This is a genomic window from Thauera sp. DNT-1 (assembly GCF_055393985.1).
In genome coordinates this window covers 2,051,277-2,069,721 of the sequence record NZ_AP043752.1, presented here as the reverse complement: position 1 = coordinate 2,069,721, position 18,445 = coordinate 2,051,277, and the positions used below count along the sequence as shown (strand labels likewise).

General features: G+C 71.6%; 18 protein-coding genes. 13 read left to right on the top strand and 5 right to left on the bottom strand.

The window, feature by feature from the left end:
* Positions 1-64: 64 nt before the first annotated feature.
* The 10 genes from ACZ5PP_RS09595 to ACZ5PP_RS09550 all read left to right on the top strand — a co-directional run bounded on the left by ACZ5PP_RS09595 (position 65) and on the right by ACZ5PP_RS09550 (position 6,897).
* Positions 65-376, top strand: coding sequence for a hypothetical protein (locus ACZ5PP_RS09595; protein ID WP_004311293.1), 312 nt, complete (start codon positions 65-67; stop codon positions 374-376).
* The gene (locus tag ACZ5PP_RS09590) at positions 373-1,293 is read left to right on the top strand and encodes a hypothetical protein (protein ID WP_004311291.1); all 921 of its coding nucleotides are present in this window, start codon (positions 373-375) and stop codon (positions 1,291-1,293) included. The genes ACZ5PP_RS09595 and ACZ5PP_RS09590 overlap by 4 nt, the downstream gene beginning before the upstream one ends.
* Positions 1,294-1,317: 24 nt before the next feature.
* Entirely contained in the window at positions 1,318-2,460 is a 1,143-nt protein-coding gene (locus ACZ5PP_RS09585; protein ID WP_004311289.1) for a chitosanase, read from the top strand.
* Between the two features lie 12 nt (positions 2,461-2,472).
* Positions 2,473-3,096: a hypothetical protein gene (locus ACZ5PP_RS09580; RefSeq protein ID WP_004311287.1), complete on the top strand. Its 624-nt coding sequence runs from the start codon at positions 2,473-2,475 to the stop codon at positions 3,094-3,096.
* A gap of 111 nt (positions 3,097-3,207) precedes the next feature.
* The gene (locus tag ACZ5PP_RS09575) at positions 3,208-3,333 is read left to right on the top strand and encodes a hypothetical protein (protein ID WP_004311285.1); all 126 of its coding nucleotides are present in this window, start codon (positions 3,208-3,210) and stop codon (positions 3,331-3,333) included.
* Positions 3,334-3,430: 97 nt separating this feature from the next.
* A complete protein-coding gene (locus ACZ5PP_RS09570; protein ID WP_004311283.1) occupies positions 3,431-4,159 on the top strand; it encodes a peptidoglycan recognition protein family protein in 729 nt (242 codons plus the stop codon).
* The gene (locus ACZ5PP_RS09565) at positions 4,159-5,271 is read left to right on the top strand and encodes an ADP-ribosylglycohydrolase family protein (protein ID WP_004311281.1); all 1,113 of its coding nucleotides are present in this window, start codon (positions 4,159-4,161) and stop codon (positions 5,269-5,271) included. The genes ACZ5PP_RS09570 and ACZ5PP_RS09565 overlap by 1 nt, the downstream gene beginning before the upstream one ends.
* A 216-nt stretch (positions 5,272-5,487) precedes the next feature.
* On the top strand, positions 5,488-6,036 hold the full coding sequence (locus ACZ5PP_RS09560) for a DUF3617 domain-containing protein (RefSeq protein ID WP_004311279.1): 549 nt from the start codon (positions 5,488-5,490) through the stop codon (positions 6,034-6,036).
* A gap of 146 nt (positions 6,037-6,182) precedes the next feature.
* Positions 6,183-6,458, top strand: a complete 276-nt coding sequence (locus ACZ5PP_RS09555) for a hypothetical protein (protein ID WP_004311278.1) — start codon at positions 6,183-6,185, stop codon at positions 6,456-6,458.
* A gap of 163 nt (positions 6,459-6,621) precedes the next feature.
* Positions 6,622-6,897, top strand: a complete 276-nt coding sequence (locus tag ACZ5PP_RS09550; RefSeq protein WP_004311276.1) for a hypothetical protein — start codon at positions 6,622-6,624, stop codon at positions 6,895-6,897.
* Positions 6,898-6,927: 30 nt separating this feature from the next.
* On the opposite strand, the gene ACZ5PP_RS09545 is transcribed toward ACZ5PP_RS09550, so the two are convergent.
* Together ACZ5PP_RS09545 and ACZ5PP_RS09540 are read right to left on the bottom strand one after the other, a co-directional pair.
* Complete coding sequence (locus ACZ5PP_RS09545) at positions 6,928-7,788, bottom strand: fused MFS/spermidine synthase (RefSeq protein WP_004311274.1); 861 nt, start codon at positions 7,786-7,788, stop codon at positions 6,928-6,930.
* Between the two features lie 83 nt (positions 7,789-7,871).
* A complete protein-coding gene (locus ACZ5PP_RS09540) occupies positions 7,872-9,317 on the bottom strand; it encodes an alanine/glycine:cation symporter family protein (RefSeq protein ID WP_004311272.1) in 1,446 nt (481 codons plus the stop codon).
* Positions 9,318-9,527: 210 nt separating this feature from the next.
* Between ACZ5PP_RS09540 and ACZ5PP_RS09535 the strand changes: the two genes are divergently transcribed.
* Together ACZ5PP_RS09535 and ACZ5PP_RS09530 are read left to right on the top strand one after the other, a co-directional pair.
* Positions 9,528-10,400 (top strand): peptidoglycan DD-metalloendopeptidase family protein, encoded by an 873-nt coding sequence (locus ACZ5PP_RS09535; protein WP_012586017.1) that lies wholly within the window; start codon positions 9,528-9,530, stop codon positions 10,398-10,400.
* Positions 10,401-10,501: 101 nt separating this feature from the next.
* A complete protein-coding gene (locus ACZ5PP_RS09530) occupies positions 10,502-13,573 on the top strand; it encodes an ATP-binding protein (protein ID WP_464826998.1) in 3,072 nt (1,023 codons plus the stop codon).
* Between the two features lie 13 nt (positions 13,574-13,586).
* On the opposite strand, the gene ACZ5PP_RS09525 is transcribed toward ACZ5PP_RS09530, so the two are convergent.
* The 3 genes from ACZ5PP_RS09525 to ACZ5PP_RS09515 form a co-directional block, all read right to left on the bottom strand.
* Positions 13,587-14,765, bottom strand: coding sequence for a multidrug effflux MFS transporter (locus ACZ5PP_RS09525; protein WP_004326277.1), 1,179 nt, complete (start codon positions 14,763-14,765; stop codon positions 13,587-13,589).
* 273 nt (positions 14,766-15,038) lie between these two features.
* Entirely contained in the window at positions 15,039-16,034 is a 996-nt protein-coding gene (locus tag ACZ5PP_RS09520; protein ID WP_464826997.1) for an ankyrin repeat domain-containing protein, read from the bottom strand.
* A gap of 157 nt (positions 16,035-16,191) precedes the next feature.
* Entirely contained in the window at positions 16,192-17,025 is an 834-nt protein-coding gene (locus tag ACZ5PP_RS09515; protein ID WP_004326273.1) for a class I SAM-dependent methyltransferase, read from the bottom strand.
* Positions 17,026-17,181: 156 nt separating this feature from the next.
* On the opposite strand from ACZ5PP_RS09515, the gene ACZ5PP_RS09510 reads away from it, so the two are divergent.
* Entirely contained in the window at positions 17,182-18,435 is a 1,254-nt protein-coding gene (locus ACZ5PP_RS09510; protein WP_012586014.1) for an MFS transporter, read from the top strand.
* The last annotated feature ends 10 nt before the right edge of the window (positions 18,436-18,445 follow it).

Here is an 18,445-nt window from a genome sequence, read left to right as displayed (position 1 = left end):
CGGGGATCGTCACCGGGCGAAGCGCCCACGGTGGCTTCCGCCGGCGTGGTTCATCGAGCCTGACATGAATCCCCTGGTCGATTCGATCCTGCGAGGTGGAGCGCTGGCCGTGCTGGCCTTGGCAGGCGGGTGCGCGCACGTGTGGGTCGATGCCGAGGGGCAGCGGCATTTGCTCGGCTGGATGCATCTGACCCTCCCGCCGGCGCAAGGCGCGGTCGCCGGGGAGACCTTGCGCGTGCAGACCCTGGGCCTGGGCTGGACTCGTGCCGAGGCGGGCAGCGCGCTCGTGCTGGGCTATGCGGACACCACGCTCGGATTCCTGCGCGATGGCGCCTGCCTCGCGCCCGCTGCAGATCGAACGGAGGTCGTCAGATGAGCACTCGCCGCGTTTCGATCCTCCTGTCGCTCGCGCTGATGGTCGCCGGCTGCGCGAGTCGACCGGACACCGTGGTCTTCGTGACCAAGAGCTCCCTCGGCGTGGACGTCGAGCAGACGCCGCCATCGGCCAGCATCGCCTACGATCGCGTCGAGGGTTATTTCGGCCCGCGCTACGAGAGCGGCGCGGTGCCGCCCGTGTTGGCGGTGTTCATGACCAACGGGCAGCTGCTCGATCGCCAGGTGAAGCAGCTCTACGCCACCGGCGACGCCGCCCGCGCGTTGCTCGCGCCCGCGGCGCCGCTGCCGTCCGATCCGGAGCAGGGGGGCGACTTCAAGCCGATGTTCTTCGGCAGCTCGACCACGGTGGGCCTGAAGATCGGCTACGAGGCCGGCGGCAGCACCTCCACCTTCACCCTCGGCTACAAGCGCAAGGAGCTGTCGGTGATCCCGGTGAACGCAGGCCGCTTCCCCTCGGTGCTGGCGACCCTGCAGACCGATGTCGACGCCCGCAGCGCGACCGACTCGCGCTTCGGCGCCGGGCAGCTGTTCGCGACCGGCGCCGCCGCGACCGCCCTCGCCGCGCGGCCGGAGGTCCGGGACGTCTTCCTGACCAAGGCCGACGCCGCGCTGAACGCCTATCGCAGCGAGGAACGCCAGCAGTCCCGGCACGCCCTGGTCACGCTGGGCTGCCTGGCCGCGCTGCCCGATGCGAAGCTGCCCGCGGTATGGCGGAACGCCGAGGCGCTGGGGGTCCTGGACCAGGAAGCCGGTGCCGGCGCGTTCGCCAGCCTGGGCCCGGATGCCGCGCGCGAGCGCTATACCCGCTACCTGGCGCTGCTGGACGCCGATTCCGCGGACGCCACGACGCGTCTGTCCCTGCACCGCCAGTACGTGTGCGGCCTTGCCGGGCGTTGATCCCCGAACCCGAAGGAGCGAGCCATGGAACGCATCATTCCCTGCACGGATTGCGCCGAGAAGACGCTCGACGTCGAGCAGCTCGGCTTCCGGGTCACCAGCTGCGATCCCCATCCCGAGCGGCCCGGGTTCTGCGTGCTGCGCTTCGAGGATCGCAGCGCCACGCCGGCGGCCGGGGCAAGCCTCGCAGCCCCCGCCGCAGCGGCGCGCGCGGGGAGGGGGGCGGTCGCCGGTGGCGTCACCGCCACCCAGGCGGCGGTCGCCAAGGCGATCGTCAACCTGTTCGAGACCGGGGAGGTGCTGGGCCAGTACGGGAAGGTGACGCTGATCCCGGGCGATACCGGCCACCTGACCTTCGGCCGATCGCAGACCACGCTCGGCTCGGGCAACCTCGCCAAGCTGCTGCAGCAATACTGCGCCAACCCCGGGGCACGCTTCGCCGGCCGGCTGGCGTCCTACCTGCCGCGCTTCCTGGCCATCGACGAGAGCCTCGACGACGATCCCCGCCTGCACAACGTGCTGCGTGCGACCGCCGACGATCCGGTGATGCGCGATACGCAGGATGCGTTTTTCGATCGGACCTACTGGGAGCCTGCGCTGCGCGCGGCCGCAAGCTTGGGCGTGCACACCCCGCTCGGCGTGGCGGTGGTGTACGACAGCGCCGTGCACGGCTCCTGGCTGGCGATGCGCGACCGCACCACGCGCGCGGTCGGCGAGCCCGCGGCGGTGGGCGAGCAGGCCTGGATCGACGCCTATGTGCGCACGCGACGAGCCTGGCTGGAGGGCCACGCGCGCGCCGACCTGCGCCAGACGGTGTATCGCATGGAAGCGTTCGGACGCCTCATCGACCAGGGCTTCTGGGGGCTCGAGATGCCGCTCGTGGTGCGCGGCAGGGAGATCTCGAGCGTGACGCTCGCCGCCTTGCCGCCCGGCTGCTACGACGGGCCGCAGCCGGGTTCGCGCCCCTTGACGCTGGCGACCCCGCTGGCGCGCGGGCTGGATGTCCGCCTGCTGCAGCTCGGCCTGTCCGACCGGGGCGTGGACATCCTCGCCGATGGCATCTTCGGGCGGACCAGCTTCAACCTGCTCAAGGCCTGGCAGGCGCAGCACGGGCTGGCGGCCACCGGCATCGCGGACCCCGCCCTGATCGGCGAGTTGACGGCCTGAGGGGGCGGGTCGATGAAGCGCGCGAAGACGCTGTGGATGGTGGCGCTGGCCGTGCTGCTGCTCGTGGCCGGCCTGTACGCGGGCGAAAGGCGCGGCGTGCCGGCGCCAGCGCCGGCTCCGGCCCGCACTGCGGTCGAGGAGATCGTCCTGGTCGCGAACGAGGTCGTGGAGGCCTTTGTGCGACGCGACGGCGAACGCCTCGCGGGCAGGGCGCATCCGCACAAGGGCGTGCGCTTCTCGCCCTATGCCTACGTCGATGTCGAGGAGGATCGCGTCTTCCTGCCCGCACAGCTGCGCCACTTCTGGGACGACGCCACGGTCCACGTGTGGGGCCATGCCGACGGCAGCGGCGAGCCGATCGCCTTGACGGCCGCGCAGTATGTCGAGCGCTTCGTGCTCGACCGCGACTATCGCGGGGCGGGCAGCATCGGTGTGAATGTCGACCAGCAGCGCGGCAACACTGCCGACAACGCTGCCCAAGCGTATCCGCAGGGAACACGGGTGGAGTACTACGTCGAGCCCGCGCCGGGTGGCGGGGCCGCGGCCTTCGACTGGAGCGCCTTGCGCCTGGTCTTCGAGCAGGTGGACGGACGCTGGCTGCTGGTGGGGGTCATCCACGACCAATGGACGACCTGATCGGGCCTGGAATCCGCTTGTCGGGGCGCATCGACGGCCTATATTGAAGGGTATCCCGCATGGGCGTCACCGTCCTGCGGGCGCACCCAGGACAGGAAGGAGGGCTGCAAGATGAACGGAACGACCGAAAAACGCGAACCCGACGAGCAGGAGATCGACGTGTGCGACCGCCCGGTCCAGGAGACCGAGGCGACGCCCGACGAAGACCTTCCCGCCGCCGAAGGGGGGGTAGCCTGACATGCCATTCCAGCTGACATGGTTGCCGGTCGTTCTGAGGGACGCCGGCTTGAAGGTCGCGGAGGTCGATGGCTGGCCGAACCGCGGACGGAGCGAAATGGGTGTCGTCAAGGGCGTGATCTGCCATCACACCGCCGGTCCGCGGAGCGGAAACATGCCCAGCCTCGGGGTACTCAAGAACGGGCGTGCCGATCTGGCGGGGCCGCTGGCGCAGCTCGGTCTCGGGCGGGACGGCACGTTCTACGTGATCGCCGCGGGAAGGGCCAATCACGCGGGGCGGGGCGAGTGGAAGGGCATCACTGACGGCAACGGCAGCTTCATCGGCATCGAGGCCGAGAGCACCGGAATCGGTGATCCGACCAAACCCGGGTTCGAACCCTGGCCCGAGGTGCAGCTCGACGCCTATCGTCGCGGCGTGGCCGCCATCCTGGCGCATCTCGGCCAGGATGCCGGGATGTGCTGCGGTCACAAGGAATATGCGCTGCCGAAAGGGCGCAAGAGCGACCCGCACACGCTCGACATGGAGCGTTTCCGCAGCGAGGTCGCGGCCCTCATGAGCGGCGCGGCTGCGCCCGTGCCCTCGATCCCGCGCAAGGATGCGGAGGATCGACCCACCATCCGGCGCGGCGCGACGGGCAATCCGATCTTTCTGGTGAAGGAAGTCCAGCGCAAGCTCGGCTTCGGCGCACAGCAGGTGGATGGCGCCTTCGGCCCCCTGACCGAGGCGGCGATGCGGCGCTTCCAGCGCGCGCACGGCCTGGTGCCGGACGGCATCGTCGGTCCGCGGACCTGGAAGGCGCTCGACACCGTGGCGATCGGCCCCTGATGTCTGCCGACCCGGTTTCCGTCGCGGGCATCGACGGGCCCGCCGCCCTGCGGGACCGTGCCCTCGGTGCCCTGCTCGGAGCCTTCATCGGCGACGCGCTGGCGCTCGGCCCGCACTGGTACTACGACCTCGACGAGCTGCGCGCGCGCTACGGGCCGTGGATCACCGGCTATACCGCGCCCATGCCCGACCACTACCATGCGGGCATGAAGGCGGGCGAATCCTCGCAGGCCGGCGTGCTGCTGAGGCTCACGATGGAGTCGCTGGCCGAATGCGGCGGCTACGACGAGGCCGACTTCTGCCGCCGCATGGACGAGGATTTCTTTCCACGACTCGACGGCACGCCGATGCAGGGGCCCGGCGGCTACACCAGCCAGTCGATCCGCGAGGCCTGGCGCAAGCGCATCCGGCAGGGCCTGCCCTGGGGCCGGGTGGCCGGCAACGCCGACACCACCGAGGCCGCCGAGCGCACGCTGGCGATCGCGGTGCGCTACGCCCTCGACCCCGCCGCACTCGCCGATGCCGTCACCCGCAACACGGTGCTGACCCAGACCGACGGCACCGTGGTGGCGATGACCGTCGCCTTCGGCGCGGTGCTCGGCATGCTGGTCGAGGGCCACAAGTTCGACGCGGCAATCTCGGCCAAGCTGATGGCGCGGGTGAAATCCGGCGCGCTGCCCTTTCACACCGTGACCTCGGGAAACCTCCAGGCGCCGCGCCCCGGTGCCGCCGAGGCCCCGACCGCCGGCCGCTTCCCGTCGCCGGATGCGCTGCTCACGCAGTCGTCGATCGCGCGCGCGGCGCACGACCCGGACGTGCGCATCGAGCCGGCGTGGAAGGTCGCGCTGGTGTATGGCATGCCCTGCGCGGTGTATCACCAGTTTCCGGCGGCGTATTACCTCGCGGCGCGCTTCGCCGACGACTTCGAGTCGGCGGTGCTGCATGCGCTCAATGGCGGCGGGCAGAACCTCGCGCGCACCATGCTGACCGGTGCGCTGGTGGGGGCGCAGGTCGGTCTGGCGGGGATCCCCGCGCGCTTCGTGAAGGGGCTGGTGGATCACGCGGCGCTGCTTGCGCTGGCGGGACGGATCGGGCCGGGCCGGGTCTTGTAGGCGCGACGCAAGTCGCGATGCATGGCGTGCCGATACCCGCCACGCCGGGCTCCTCCGCCGCTGTCCGCCGCACCGCGCTCCTTCGTGCCGCCGCAAGATCCGCTCACGATCCGGGGGGCTGCGAGGCGTCGTCGCCCGCCCCCGGCCTGCGATAATGCAGGCGTCGATGTCGGGCGCGCTTCCGCGTCCGCACGCCGAACCACGAGGACCGCCCCGATGACCCCGATCCGCGCCGCCGCGCTCGCTCTTGTCCTGACCTGCGCCGTGCCGGCCGCGCACGCGCTGGACGACCTCCGCCCCGGCCTGTGGGAGTTCCGCTCCACCCGCCTGAGCTTGGCCGGCCTGCCCGACATGGCGGCGCAGATGGGCATGCTGCAGCAACACATCAAGGGCCTGCCGGCCGACACCCGGCGCATGCTGGAGCAGCAGATGCAGCAGCGCGGGGTGAGCCTGGGCGCGGACGGCAGCGTGCGCAGCTGCATCACACCCGCGCAGGCGCGCCAGGACAACGTCTTCGCCGGCAAGGTCGAGGGCAACTGCACGCTGACGCGGGTCGAGCGTAGCGGCAACACCATCCGCGGCAGCCTGCGCTGCACCGATCCGGACGCCGAGGGCGATTTCCACGCGCGCGTCGAAGGCCCGGAGCATTTCACGACCCGCGTGAAGCTCGCCTCGGTGCGCGGCGACCTCGATCTCGAGACGGATGCGCGCTGGCTCGGTGCGGGCTGCGGGGCGGCGGCGGTCGCGCCGAAGCCGGCGCGTTAGCGCGCTGCTGACGGAAATCCGCGCTCGCCTTTTGCGTGCGAGCGTGATGGATTGCGGCCACACCGCGCTTTCATGCTACGCGTTGCGGGGCGTATGAGGGATGATTCCAGGAAGGACGGAGACCCACTGCCTGCGAGCCTGGAACCATGAAAAGTCATCTCGCCGAAGACATCCGCATCGCCAGCCCGCGTTTTCACCTGCCCACCCGCGACGGACTCTATGCACCGATCGCCTTCCTGTTCGTGACCGAGCGGATGCGCGACGACATCCTGAACGAGCGCTCGCTGCTCGTCGCGTCCCTGCCCCCGGCCCTGCGCGCACGCCAGCAGAAGCTCTTCGATCGCTACGACCCGGTGGCGGGGGCACGCAGCTTCACCGAGCTGCTCGAGCTCTATCGCTACCCCTTCGCCGGCTCGCATTGAGCGGATCCACGCCGCTGCCGCCGCGCACGCAGCGTGTGCGGCGGGATCTTTTTTCCGCTTCCATGGTCGTTCAGACGGACGCGCCGGCCTGCCGCCCGCGTCGACAGCTTTCCGAGCCCGCGTGGTGCGGGACGGACATCGATTTCGACCGTACGACGGAGCCATGAAGAGTCATCTCGCCGAGAACATCCAGATCGCCCACCCCCGTTATCACCTTTCGTCCGACGACGGCCTGTACCGGCCGATCCCCTTCCTGTTCGTGAGTCCGCGGATGCGCGACGACATTCTCGACGAGCGCGAGATGCTGCTGTCGGCACAGCCCGCGGCGCTGCACGAGCGCCAGCAAAAGCTGTTCGCCAGCTACGACCCCGCGGTCAGCATGGAGGCCTTCCGCCAGCTGCTGCGCCTGTACGGCTACCCGTTCAACAACCGGCGCTGAGTCGGCGTCGAGCCGACGGCAGCCGCCCGCTCAGCGCGCGAGCCGCCAGGCATGGCCCTGACGTTCGCCGGCTTCGAGCGCGCGGGCGAGATTGGGAAAGTCCAGTCCGGTGCGCGCCTGCAGGGCGTGGGCTTGGCTGCGCATCCAGTTCCAGCGCGGCGTGAAGGCGGGATCGCGGAAGGCGAACAGGATGTGGTTGCCGTCCTCGCGCACCGGTATCGCGATCACGCGTTCGTCGAAGATCTCGAGCAGGCGGGCGACGTGGGGGGCGAAGGATTCGCGTGCGCCGGCGAGGTTCATGACCAGCACACCGTGCCCGCCCAGGTGACGGAAGGCGTTGGCGTGGAAATCGGTGTCGAGCAGGGTGTGGGCGACGCCCTCGGCGCCGAAGGCGTCGATCAGCAGCACGTCGCTGCGCGTCTGCGTTTCGCCCAGCCAGCGCACGCCGTCGGCGTGGAGGACGCGAAAGCGCGCGTCGTCGGCGGGCACGCCGAAGTGTCGGCGCAGGGCGATCACGTCGGCGTCGATCTCCACCACGGTCAGCTCGGCCGCCGCCAGATGGCGGTGGCAGAAGTTGGCCAGCGAGCCCCCGCCGAGGCCGATCATGCCGATCCGGCGTGGGCGCGGATTGAACAGCAGGAAGGCCATCATCGCGCGTGCATAGGCGAGCACGAGCGCGCTGGGATTGGCGATGTCCATCACGCTCTGCACGTAGCCGAGGCTGAAGTGCAGCGCGCGCAGGCCGCCATTCTCGAGCACGAAGGGCTTGCCGTAGTCGCCTGCGACGAGGCGGGCGGCGAGCGCGGCGGCGTCGCTCCCGGGCGGCTCGAGCAGGCGCACCACGCCGGGCTCGGCGGGGAAGGGGCTCGGGAACTCGAGGAGGCTGTGCATCGGATCGGCGGCTGCGCGGCGCGCCCGCTCCGGGACGCGCCTGGCATCCGGCCGGGGTGGCGCCGCTCGGGGCGTGGCCCGGCTCAGTCCCAGATGCCCGGCGTGAGCTTGCTGCGGATCTCGGGGTACGCGCGGGCGTCGAAGGTGGGCAGCTTGCCGGCGGCGCGCTGGGCGTTGTAGTCCTTCGCCAGCTTCACCACCAGGCCCGAGAGCAACAGGATGGCGACGAGGTTGGTGATCGCCATCAGGCCCATCGCCACGTCGGCGAAGTTCCACACGAAGGGCAGCGAGCCGATCGCGCCGAACATCACCATGGCCAGCACGATCAGGCGGAAGATCAGCAGGCCCGCGGGGTGGTTGTGCTCGATGAACACCAGGCAGTTCTCGGCGTAGAAGTAGTTGGCGACGATCGAGGTGAAGGCGAAGAACAGCACCACGACGGCGAGGAAGTACTTGCCCCAGCCGCCCACTTCGCTGGTCAGGGCGTTCTGCACCAGGCCGACGCCGGTGCCTTCGACCGGACCGGCGAGCAGGATGATGGCGGCGGACGCGGTGCAGATCAGGATCGTGTCGATGAACACGCCGGCCATCTGCACGTAGCCCTGCGAGGCCGGGTGCGGCGGGTAGGGCGTGGCCGCGGCGGCGGCGTTGGGCGCCGAGCCCATGCCGGCCTCGTTGGAGAACAGGCCGCGCTTGAAGCCGTTGAGGATGGCCGCGCCGATGCCGCCGGCGGCGGCTTCGTGGAAGCCGAAGGCGCTCTTGACGATCATGGCCAGCACGCCCGGCACCTCGCCGAGGTTGACGAGGAGAATGCCGACCGCCACCACCAGGTAACCGACCGCCATGAAGGGCACGGCGAGCTCGGAGAAGCGCGCGATCGAGCGCAGGCCGCCGAAGATGATCACCGCGGTGAGCACGGTGACCGCCACGCCGACCACCAGCGCCGCGACGGCGACCTCGTTGCCGCCCAGCGTGAAGCTGCCCATGTCGAGCTCGAAGGCGCCGACCATCGCGCCGGCGATCGTGTTCGACTGCACCGAGTTGAAGGCGAAGCCGAAGGCGATGATCAGGAAGATCGAGAACATCGTGCCCGCCCAGCGCTGGCCGAGACCTTTCTCCATGTAGTAGGCGGGGCCGCCGCGGAACTGCCCCTTGTCGTCGCGCTGCTTGAAGAGCTGCGCGAGCGTGGCCTCGGCGAAGCCGGTGGCCATGCCCACGAGCGCGATCACCCACATCCAGAAGATCGCGCCCGGGCCGCCGAGCGTGATCGCCACCGCCACGCCGGCGATGTTGCCGGTGCCCACGCGCGCAGCGAGCGAGGTGCACAGGGCCTGGAAGGACGAGATGCCGGAGGCGTCGGACTGGCGGCTGCCGCGCAGCACCGTGAAGGTGTGGCCGAAGTGGCGCAACTGGATGAAGCCCAGGCGCAGGGTGAAATAGATGCCGGTGCCGACCAGCAGCCAGATCAGGATCTTGCCCCAGAGCAGGCCGTTGAGCAGGTCGACGACCTGGTTGGCGAATGCTTCCATGTTTGGTCTCCAGCCGCGGGTGGCGGCGTTTCGTCATGAAGCCCGGATCGCGGGCGGAAAAAGCGAGGGCGCGATTCTAGCGTGCGCATCGGCGATCTCCGCGCTTTTCGCCGCTATCATCGCGGCATCGGTCGTCGTCGCGACACCGTCCGCAGCTTCATGCTGCAGGCGTGGCAACGCGCCGGCACGGCCCCCGAATCCAGGAATCCGATGATGCGCTCGTTCCCTTCGTGCGGGTGGCGTATACGCCTTGCCCGCGTTCGCCTTGCCCGCGTTCTGGCCGCTGCGGCGGCCTGCGTTGCCCTGCCGGTCGCGGCGCTGGAACTGCCGCGCGAGCGCGCGGTGGCGGGCGGGGTCGCCCTGGTCGAACTCGGACCCGCACTGGTCGCGCCCCAGGCCAGCCTGGACGGCGTGCCGGTGCTGGTCGCCGGGCGCCCGGGCGGGTGGACCGCGGTGGTGGGCATTGCGCTCGAAGCCGAGCCGGGCAGCGTGGACCTGGAGGTGCGCGCGGAAGGCGAGCCGCCGCGCCGGGTGCCGGTCGCGGTGGGGCCGGTGCGCTACGCCGAGCAGCGCCTGAAGGTGGCGCCGGGCAAGGTCGACCTGTCGCCCGCCGACCTCGCCCGCCACGAGCGCGAGCGCCTGCGCTCGGCCGAGATCGTCGCCACCTGGAGCACGCTCGATCCCGGCAGCCTGCGCATGCTGCAGCCGGTACCGGGGCGGCGCTCGGGCTCCTTCGGGCTGCGCCGGGTGTTCAACGACCAGCCGCGCAAGCCGCATGGCGGCATGGACATCGCCGCGCCCACGGGCACCCCGGTGGTGGCCGCCGCGGCGGGCCGGGTGATCGACACCGGCGACTACTTCTTCAACGGCAACACGGTATGGCTCGACCATGGCCGCGGCCTGCTCACCATGTATTGCCACCTGTCCTCGATCGCGGTGAAGGCGGGCGACACGGTGAAGGCCGGCGCACGCATCGGCGCGGTGGGCGCCACCGGGCGCGTCACCGGCCCGCACCTGCACTGGTCGGTGATGCTCAACCGCAGCATGGTCGACCCGGCGCTCTTTCTGCCCGGCGGCGGCTAGACGCCTCGAAGCGGGTTGCAGCGCGCTTGCCGCAGCGCAACAATGCGGACATTCTTCTGTCTGCGTGCACCGGCCCGGCCGCGATCGCACGCCTCCACGCCATGAACCACGCTCCCGCCGCCGATGCCGCCACCCGCGGCCGCCATGCCGGCCTGCGCCTCGCCTTTCCGCTCATCGCCCTCACCGTGCTGGTGGGCGGCGTGGGTGCCTTCGGCTACCGCTCGCTGAGCGAGGAGATCCGCCGCGAGACCCAGCGCACGCTGGCGGTCATCGCCGAGCAGAAGCGCCAGCACATCGAAGGCTGGCTCGCCGAGGCGCGCGTGGATGTGCGGATGGTCTTCACCGGCCATTCGCAGCTCGAGGCCTTGTTCGAGGCCTGGCTGGACGGCGGCCGCCGCGACGATGCGGCGTTCGCGCGCATGCGGGCGCTCGTCGAGGAGCTCGCCCGCCTGCGCGGCTGGCAGGGCGTGGCCCTGCTCGACGCCGACGGCGCGCCTGCGCTCGCGGTCGGCAGCCCCGACCTCTCGGCCCATGCCGAACTGATCGCCGACGTGCTGCGGCAGCCGCGCGTCGAGCTCGTCGACCTGCACCAGGACGCCCGGGGGCGCACGCATTACGGCGTGCTCGCGCCGGTGGGCGCGCCGTCGCGCGGTGTGGCCTACCTGACCTGGGAGGCCGAGACCGCGCTGTATCCGATGGTCGAGGCCTGGCCGGTGCCCACGCGCAGCGCCGAGACTTACCTGGTGCGGCGCGAGGGCGAGGGCGTGCGCTTCCTGACCCCGCTGCGCCATCAGGCCGATGCGGCGCTCGCGCTCGAGCGCCCGCTCGCCACTCCCGATCTGCCGGCCGCGCGCGCGGCGCTCGGCGAGCGCGGCATCCTCTCCGGCGGGCGCGACTACCGCGGAGTGCCGGTACTGGCCTACGCCGCCGCGGTCGAGGGCACGCCCTGGCTGATGCTCGCCGAGATCGACGAGCGCGAGGCCTACTCGGGCATCCGCACGCTGACCTGGGGCATGGGCGTGGTGATGGCGCTCGGCCTCATGCTGGTGTACTCGGGCGGCTACCTGGTGTGGCGGCGCGACCGCGAGCAGCGCGAGCGCGCCACCCTGCAGGCCCGCCAGATCGCCGAGGCGCGCTTTCGGGTGATCTTCGAGCAGGCGCCGCTGGGCGTGGTGCTGCTCGACCCGCGCACGCGGCGGATCACCGAGGCCAACCCGCGCTTCGCCGCGATCGTCGGCCGCAGCGTCGGCGAGCTGGTCGGCGTCGACCCGATCGCGCTCACTCATCCGGACGACGTCGCCGAGAGCCTGCGCCAGCTCGGCCGCCTCGACGCCGGGCGCATCGCCGGCTACCGCCTCAACAAGCGCTACCTGCGCCCGGACGGCACGCCGGTGTGGGTGAGCCTGGCCTTCGCGCCGGTGCAGGTGGCCTCGGAGGACGCACCGCGCTACCTCGGCATCGTCGAGGACATCTCCGCGCGCATCGAGATGGAGGAGCGCCTGCGCGAGGCCTCGGCCGCGGCTGCCGCGGCCAACGCCGCCAAGAGCGAGTTCCTCGCCCACATGAGCCACGAGATCCGCACGCCGATGAACGCGGTGCTCGGCCTCGCCCAGGTCCTCGAGCGCGAGCCGCTCGCGCCTGCGCAGCGCGACATGGTCGGGCGCATCCGCGGCGCCGGCGCTTCGCTGCTGGCGATCCTCGACGACGTGCTCGACCTCTCCAAGATCGAGGCCGGCCAGCTGCGCATCGAGCCGCGGCCCTTCGACCTGCGCGCGCTGCTCGCCAATCTCGACAGCCTGATGGGCCAGGCCGCGCGTGCGAAGGGGCTGGCGCTGCGCATCGAGCCGCCGGCGCTGCCGCCCGGGCAGCTGCGCGGCGATGGGCTGCGCATCGAGCAGATCCTCATCAACCTGGTCAGCAACGCGATCAAGTTCACCGAGCGTGGCGAGGTTTCCCTGCGCGTGCGCGCCGACGAGGTGGGGGAGGTGCGCCTGCGCCTGCGTGCGGAGGTGCGCGACACCGGCATCGGCATCGCGCCCGAGGCGCAGGCGCGCCTGTTCGCCCCCTTCACCCAGGCCGATGCCGGCATCGCGCGGCGCTTCGGCGGCACCGGGCTGGGCCTGTCGATCTGCAAGCGTCTGGTCGAGCTGATGGGGGGCGCGATCGGTGTGCATAGCCAGCCCGGGCTGGGCAGCACCTTCTGGTTCGAACTGCCGCTGGAGCGGGTTGCCGGCGGCGAGCCGGCGAGCGTCGGAGCGGTCGCGGCGCCGGAAGGCGATCGCGCGGCCGGGCCGCGGCTGGCCGGCATGCAGGTGCTGGTGGTGGACGACAGCGCGATGAACCGCGATCTGGTGCAACGCGCGCTGGCGCTGGAGGGCGCGTGCGCCACCCTCGCCGCCGACGGCCAGCAGGCCATCGAGTTGCTGCGTGGCCGGCCGCAGGCCTTCGACGCGGTGCTGATGGACGTGCAGATGCCGGTGCTCGACGGCCTCTCCGCCACCCGCCGCATCCGCGACGAGCTCGGCCTCGCCGCGCTGCCCGTGATCGCCTTCACCGCCGGCGTGGGCGAGGATCAGCAGGCCGCCGCGCGCGCCGCCGGCGCCGACGACGTGCTGCCCAAGCCCATGGACCTGGAGCAGATGACGCAGCTGCTGATGCGCTGGGTAATGCCGCAGCCGGCTGCGGGCCTGCCCGAAGCGACGCCCGCGGCCGGCGCGGGTGATCGGCCTGCGCACGCGGTCGCTGCCGCACCCATGCCGGCCGCCGCGCCCGTGCCCCCGCCCGCGTCGCCGGCGCAGAGCGCAGCAGCGCCGCCTGCCGCGGCTGGCGACGATTTCCCCGCGCTGCCCGGCATCGACCGCGAGCGTGCGATGCAGCGCCTCGGCAAGGATCGCGACATGTTCATCGGCCTGCTCGGGCTCTTCATCGAGGACAACGCCGGGGTGGTGGCGGCGACCCGCGCCGATCTCGCACGCGGCGAGCGCGAATCGGCGGCGCGCCGCATGCACACGCTGCGCAGCAACGCCGGCTTCATCTGCGCGCTCGCGATCATGCAGGCGGCCGCAGCGCTGGAGAAGGCAATCGCGCAGGACGAGCCCGACGTGGCGGCGCGCCTGGACGAACTCGCGGCGGACATCGCCGGGCTGGTGGAGGCCGGCCGTGCGTTCTTGTGAACGCCGCCCGCGTTCAGCGCGCGGGTGAGCGGCTCCATGCGGCGAGGGCGAACAGCATGCCGGCCGCGACGGTGAGACCGAGCGCCGCGGTGCCGTGCTGCACGCCGTGCCCGACCAGCATGCCCGCCCCGGCGCCCAGGCCCATCTGCACGAAACCCATCAGCGAGGCCGCGGCACCGGCCATCTTGGGATAGCCGGCGAGTCCGAGCGCGGTGGCGTTGGGCAGGATCAGCCCGATCGCCGCGGTGACGCCCCACATCGGCAGCATCACCGCCGCCGGGTGCTGCGGGCTGGCGAAGGCGAGCGCGGCGAGCAGCACGCCGCACGCCGCGCCGATCCACACGCCGTAGCGGATCAGGCGCGCCGGGCCGAGGCGGCGCGAGTGCCGCGCCGACAGCGTCGAGCCGATCATGAAGCCGGTGACGTTGAGCCCGAAGGCCAGGCCCATCTGCTGCGGCGACATGCCGAAGTGCTCGATGAACACGAAGGGCGAGCCGGAGATGAAGGCGAACAGCGCGGCGAAGGCGCCGCAGCCGATCAGCAGCGCGCCGCGGTAGGCGGGGTCGGCGAGCAGCGTACGGTAGTTGGCCAGCATCCGGGCCGGGCGCATCGCATGGGCATCGGGGTGGCGGTTGGTCTCCTTCAGCAGCGCGGCCACGGCGAGCATCAGGACCATGGCGTAGATCGCGAGCGCGACGAAGGTCGCGCGCCAGCCCCAGGCGGCGGTGAGCCAGCCGCCGAACAGCGGCGCGAGCAGCGGTGCGAGCGCGGTGGCGGTGGACACGTGCGAGAGTACGCGCGCCGATTCGGCGGGGCCGTAGAGGTCGCGCACCACGGCACGGCCGAGTACCGGCCCTGCGCAGGCGCCGAGGGCCTGCACCAGGCGCGCGCCCACCAGCACGGCGAGCGATTCCGCGAACACGCACACCAGCGTGGAGAGCAGGAACACCAGCATGCCCCACAGCATCACCGGCCGCCGTCCGCAGCGATCCGAGAGTGGGCCGACGAGCAACTGCCCGGCGCCGAAGCCGAGCAGGTAGACCGACAGGGTGAGCTGCACGCCGGCGCTGTCGGTGTGCAGGGCACGCGCGATCGCGGGCAGGGCGGGCAGGTAGAAGTCGGTGGAGAGCGGCCCGAGCGAGGTCAGCGCCACCACCAGCACCGCCAGCGCTGCGGAGGGCATCACCGCCATGGGCCGCCCGCATCCGTCCGCAGCGAAGGGAGCAGGGCCGGTGGCGCGGGCGGGGTGGAATGTTTCGTCATCGGCAATGAGGCGGTCCAGCGGAGCGTGATTGTATCCCGCCTCCGCGCCGTCGCCGCCGTTCATCCACCGCAGCGATCGCGACTCGCGTCGCTCCCACGATCAACCGGCACGGTATCCGCAGCGCCCCGGCGCGACGCGAGTCGCGAGCGGGCGGACGGATCGCACGGACGGTCCCGGCAAGGCGGCGTTCGCGCCCCGCCGTCAGTAGATCGTGCCGGTGAGCGGTGGCGGCTCGTCGCGCTGGATCGGCGCATCGCCGCGCGCCTCCATGCGCGCGGCGATGGCGATGCGTTCGCGGATGCGCTCGTCCTTCGAACGTGCGGCGATGTCGACCAGGGTGGTGCCGTTCTTCATCGTCGCCTGCGTGGAGGCGCCGGCGTCGAGCAGCGTGTTGACGATCTCCCAGTGTCCGTTGGCGACCGCCTTGAGCAGTGCCGTGGAGCCGTCCGCGGCGACGAGATTGACCTTGGCCTTGCGGTCGAGCAGCAGGCGCACTACGCCCAGGTGGCCGCGCGCCGCGGCCTGCAGCAGCGGCGTGATGCCGGCATTGCTCGTGGCATTGACCTCGGCCTGGCGGCGCACGAGCACCTCGCCGACCTTCTGGTAACCGTTCACCGAGGCCCAGTGCAGCGGCGTGTAGCCGTCGGCGTCCGTCGCATCCACGCTGGCGCCGAGCCGGATCAGCTCGAGGGCGAGCGCCTCGCGGCCATGGAAGCAGGCGATCATCAGCGGCGTCCACTGGCGCGCGTCGCGGCCGTCGATGTCGAAGCCGGCATGCAGGAAGAGCGAGCACAGTTGCTGGTCGCCAGCCTCCAGCGCGCGCACGAACTGCGCCATCGTGATCGGAATGTCGAGGCGCTCGAGCTCGGCGACCGCGCGCTCGTAGTCCCAGGCGTCGTCGCGCGCGGCCGTCGTGGGCTCGGGGGCCGCTTGCGGGGTGGGACGCACCGGGCCGTGGAGGTCGTAGGCCATGCTCAGATAAACGATCTCTGCGCCCACCTCGGGTGGGAAACCGCGCCGGCTCGGCCGTTTCGAGACCATGAGCTCGGTGAAGTATTCGCCCAGCTTGTCCTTGTCGTCCCAGAGCTCCGCGATGCGGCGGGCGACATGGGGAAAGCCCTCGACGAGCTTGCGCGGATAGCGGCTCGCGTACGGCGTGGTCAGCAGGAATGCCAGCGGTGATTCGATTTCGGCCATGTCCGTTCCGGATGCGAGCGCATCCGTCCTCCTCGACTTTCCGGTTCCGTCCGGGCGCGGCGCCCTGTCTCCTGTCCACCTTGCGTGGCGGACTCCCCGATTCTAGCAGTTCGATCGCAGCACAAAGGCATGGATCGGCGGTGTCGGCGCGGACGGGTCAGCTCGTGAAGAAACGCTCGGAAAGTTCTTCCAGACCGAGCATTCCGAGCAGCGCGGCGAGGCGTTCGGCCGCGCGCCGGCGCGGGCGCTCGGGCTGGCGGCGGGCGATGATCAGCTCGTTCTTCATCGAGTGCTCCCAGCCCACGAGCTCGGTGACCGTGACCTCGTAGCCGTGGGCCTCGAGCTGCAGGCAGCGCAGCACGTTGGTGACGTGGCTGCCGAACTCGCGGGTGTGGATGGGGTGGCGCCACAGCTCCGCGATCGGGCCGCGCAGCGCCTGCTGCTTGTTCCGGCGCAGCGCCGCGGCGACCTCGGCCTGGCAGCACGGCACCAGCACGATCGCGCGGGCATCCTTCTTCAGCGCGAAGCGGATGGCGTCGTCGGTGGCGGTGTTGCAGGCGTGCAGCGCGGTGACGAGGTCGATGCGTCCGGGCAGGCGGTCCGAGGTGATCGAGTCCGCCACGCTGAGGTTCTGGAAGCGCATCCCGGACGAGAAGCCGAGCTTGTCGGCGAGCCGGCGCGAGCTCGTCACCAGCTCGTCGCGCGTCTCGATGCCGTGGATGCGGCCGCCGGGGGCGTGCGCCTTGAAGAACAGGTCGTAGAGGATGAAGCCCAGGTAGGACTTGCCGGCGCCGTGGTCGACCAGCTCGATGTCGGGGCGCTCGGCCAGGGCCTCGGCGAGCAGCGGTTCGATGAACTGGTAGAGGTGGTAGACCTGCTTGAGCTTGCGCCGGCTGTCCTGGTTGAGCTTGCCGTCGCGGGTCAGGATGTGGAGCTGCTTGAGCAGCTCGACCGACTGGCCGGGGCGGATTTCGGGGTGCGGGGTGGTCATGGCGGGCGGGGCGCGCGGGCGCGGAAGCGGGGTGGGCGCAAATGTACACGGCGGGGGGCGGACCACCAAGCCGCGAACGCGGCGGGCTCGCCCGCGCGCACGCCGGCGCGATCGCGGCTATGCTCTCGTCGCCCATCGAGAGGCTGAGAGGAGACCATGAGCCGCACAGAAGCTTCCCGGAACATGGGCGGGCACGCGCCGTCCGCGGCTGCGGGCGTCCCGCCCGCCTTCGTCGTCATCATCGCCGGCATGGTCGCCGCGCTGCACATCGGCAAGATCCCGCCGGCGATCCCGGTGCTGCGCGATGCGCTCGGCGTGAGCCTGGTCGAGGCCGGCTTCCTGCTCTCCATGGTGCAGATGGCGGGCATGCTCGGCGGCGTCTTCATCGGCCTGGCCGCAGACGGCTTCGGCCTGCGTCGCAGCGTGCTGCTCGGCCAGGGCGTGCTCGCCTCCGCCAGCCTCGCCGGCGCGTGGGCGACCCAGCCCGGCGAGCTGCTGGTCTTGCGCGCGATCGAGGGGCTGGGCTTCCTGCTCGTGGTGCTGCCGGTGCCCAGCCTGATCCGCCAGCTCGTGCCCCCCAGCCGGCTGGCGCTGCACCTGGGCCTGTGGGGCACCTACATGGCCACGGGAACCTCGCTGGTGCTGGCCGGTGGGCCGGCGCTGATGGGGGTGATGGGCTGGCAGGGGCTGTGGGGGCTGCTGGCGATGGCCTCGGCTGCGGTGGCGGCGTGGCTGGCGGTGCGCGTGCCATCCGACCACGCGCGCCGTGCTGCGGCGGGCACCCCCGTCGGGGCGGCGGTCGCGGCACGTGCGCGCTGGGGCGCACGCCTGCGCGCCACGCTCGGCAGCGCGGGGCCGTGGCGGGTGGCGATCACCTTCTCCATGTACTCCAGCCAGTGGCTGGCGGTGATCGGATTCCTGCCGTCGATCTACGCCCAGGCCGGACTGTCGGGCCAGGTGGCCGGGCTGCTGACCGCCTTCGCCTGCCTCGCGAACGTCACCGGCAACGTCGCCGCCGGCCGCCTGCTGCATCGCGGCGTGTGCGCGCGCCACCTGCTGTACGCCGGCTTCCTCGCCATGGCGGCGACCACCTTCGTCGCCTTCTCGCCGCTCGCGGCAGAGTTGCCGGTCGCGCGTTACCTGGCCGTGGTGCTGTTCTCGGCGATCGGCGGGCTTATCCCGGCGACCCTGTTCGCGCTCGCGGTGCATGTGGCGCCCGACGACGACACGGTGTCGACCACCGTGGGCTGGATGCAGCAGTGCTCCTCGGCCGGCCAGTTCCTCGGCCCGCCGCTGGTGGCCTGGGTGGCGGGCGCTGTCGGCGGCTGGCAATGGACCTGGGTGATCACCGGGCTCGCCTCCCTTGTCGGCCTGGTGCTGTCGAGCCGGACGCGCTACCAGCGCGCCTGATGCGCGCGGC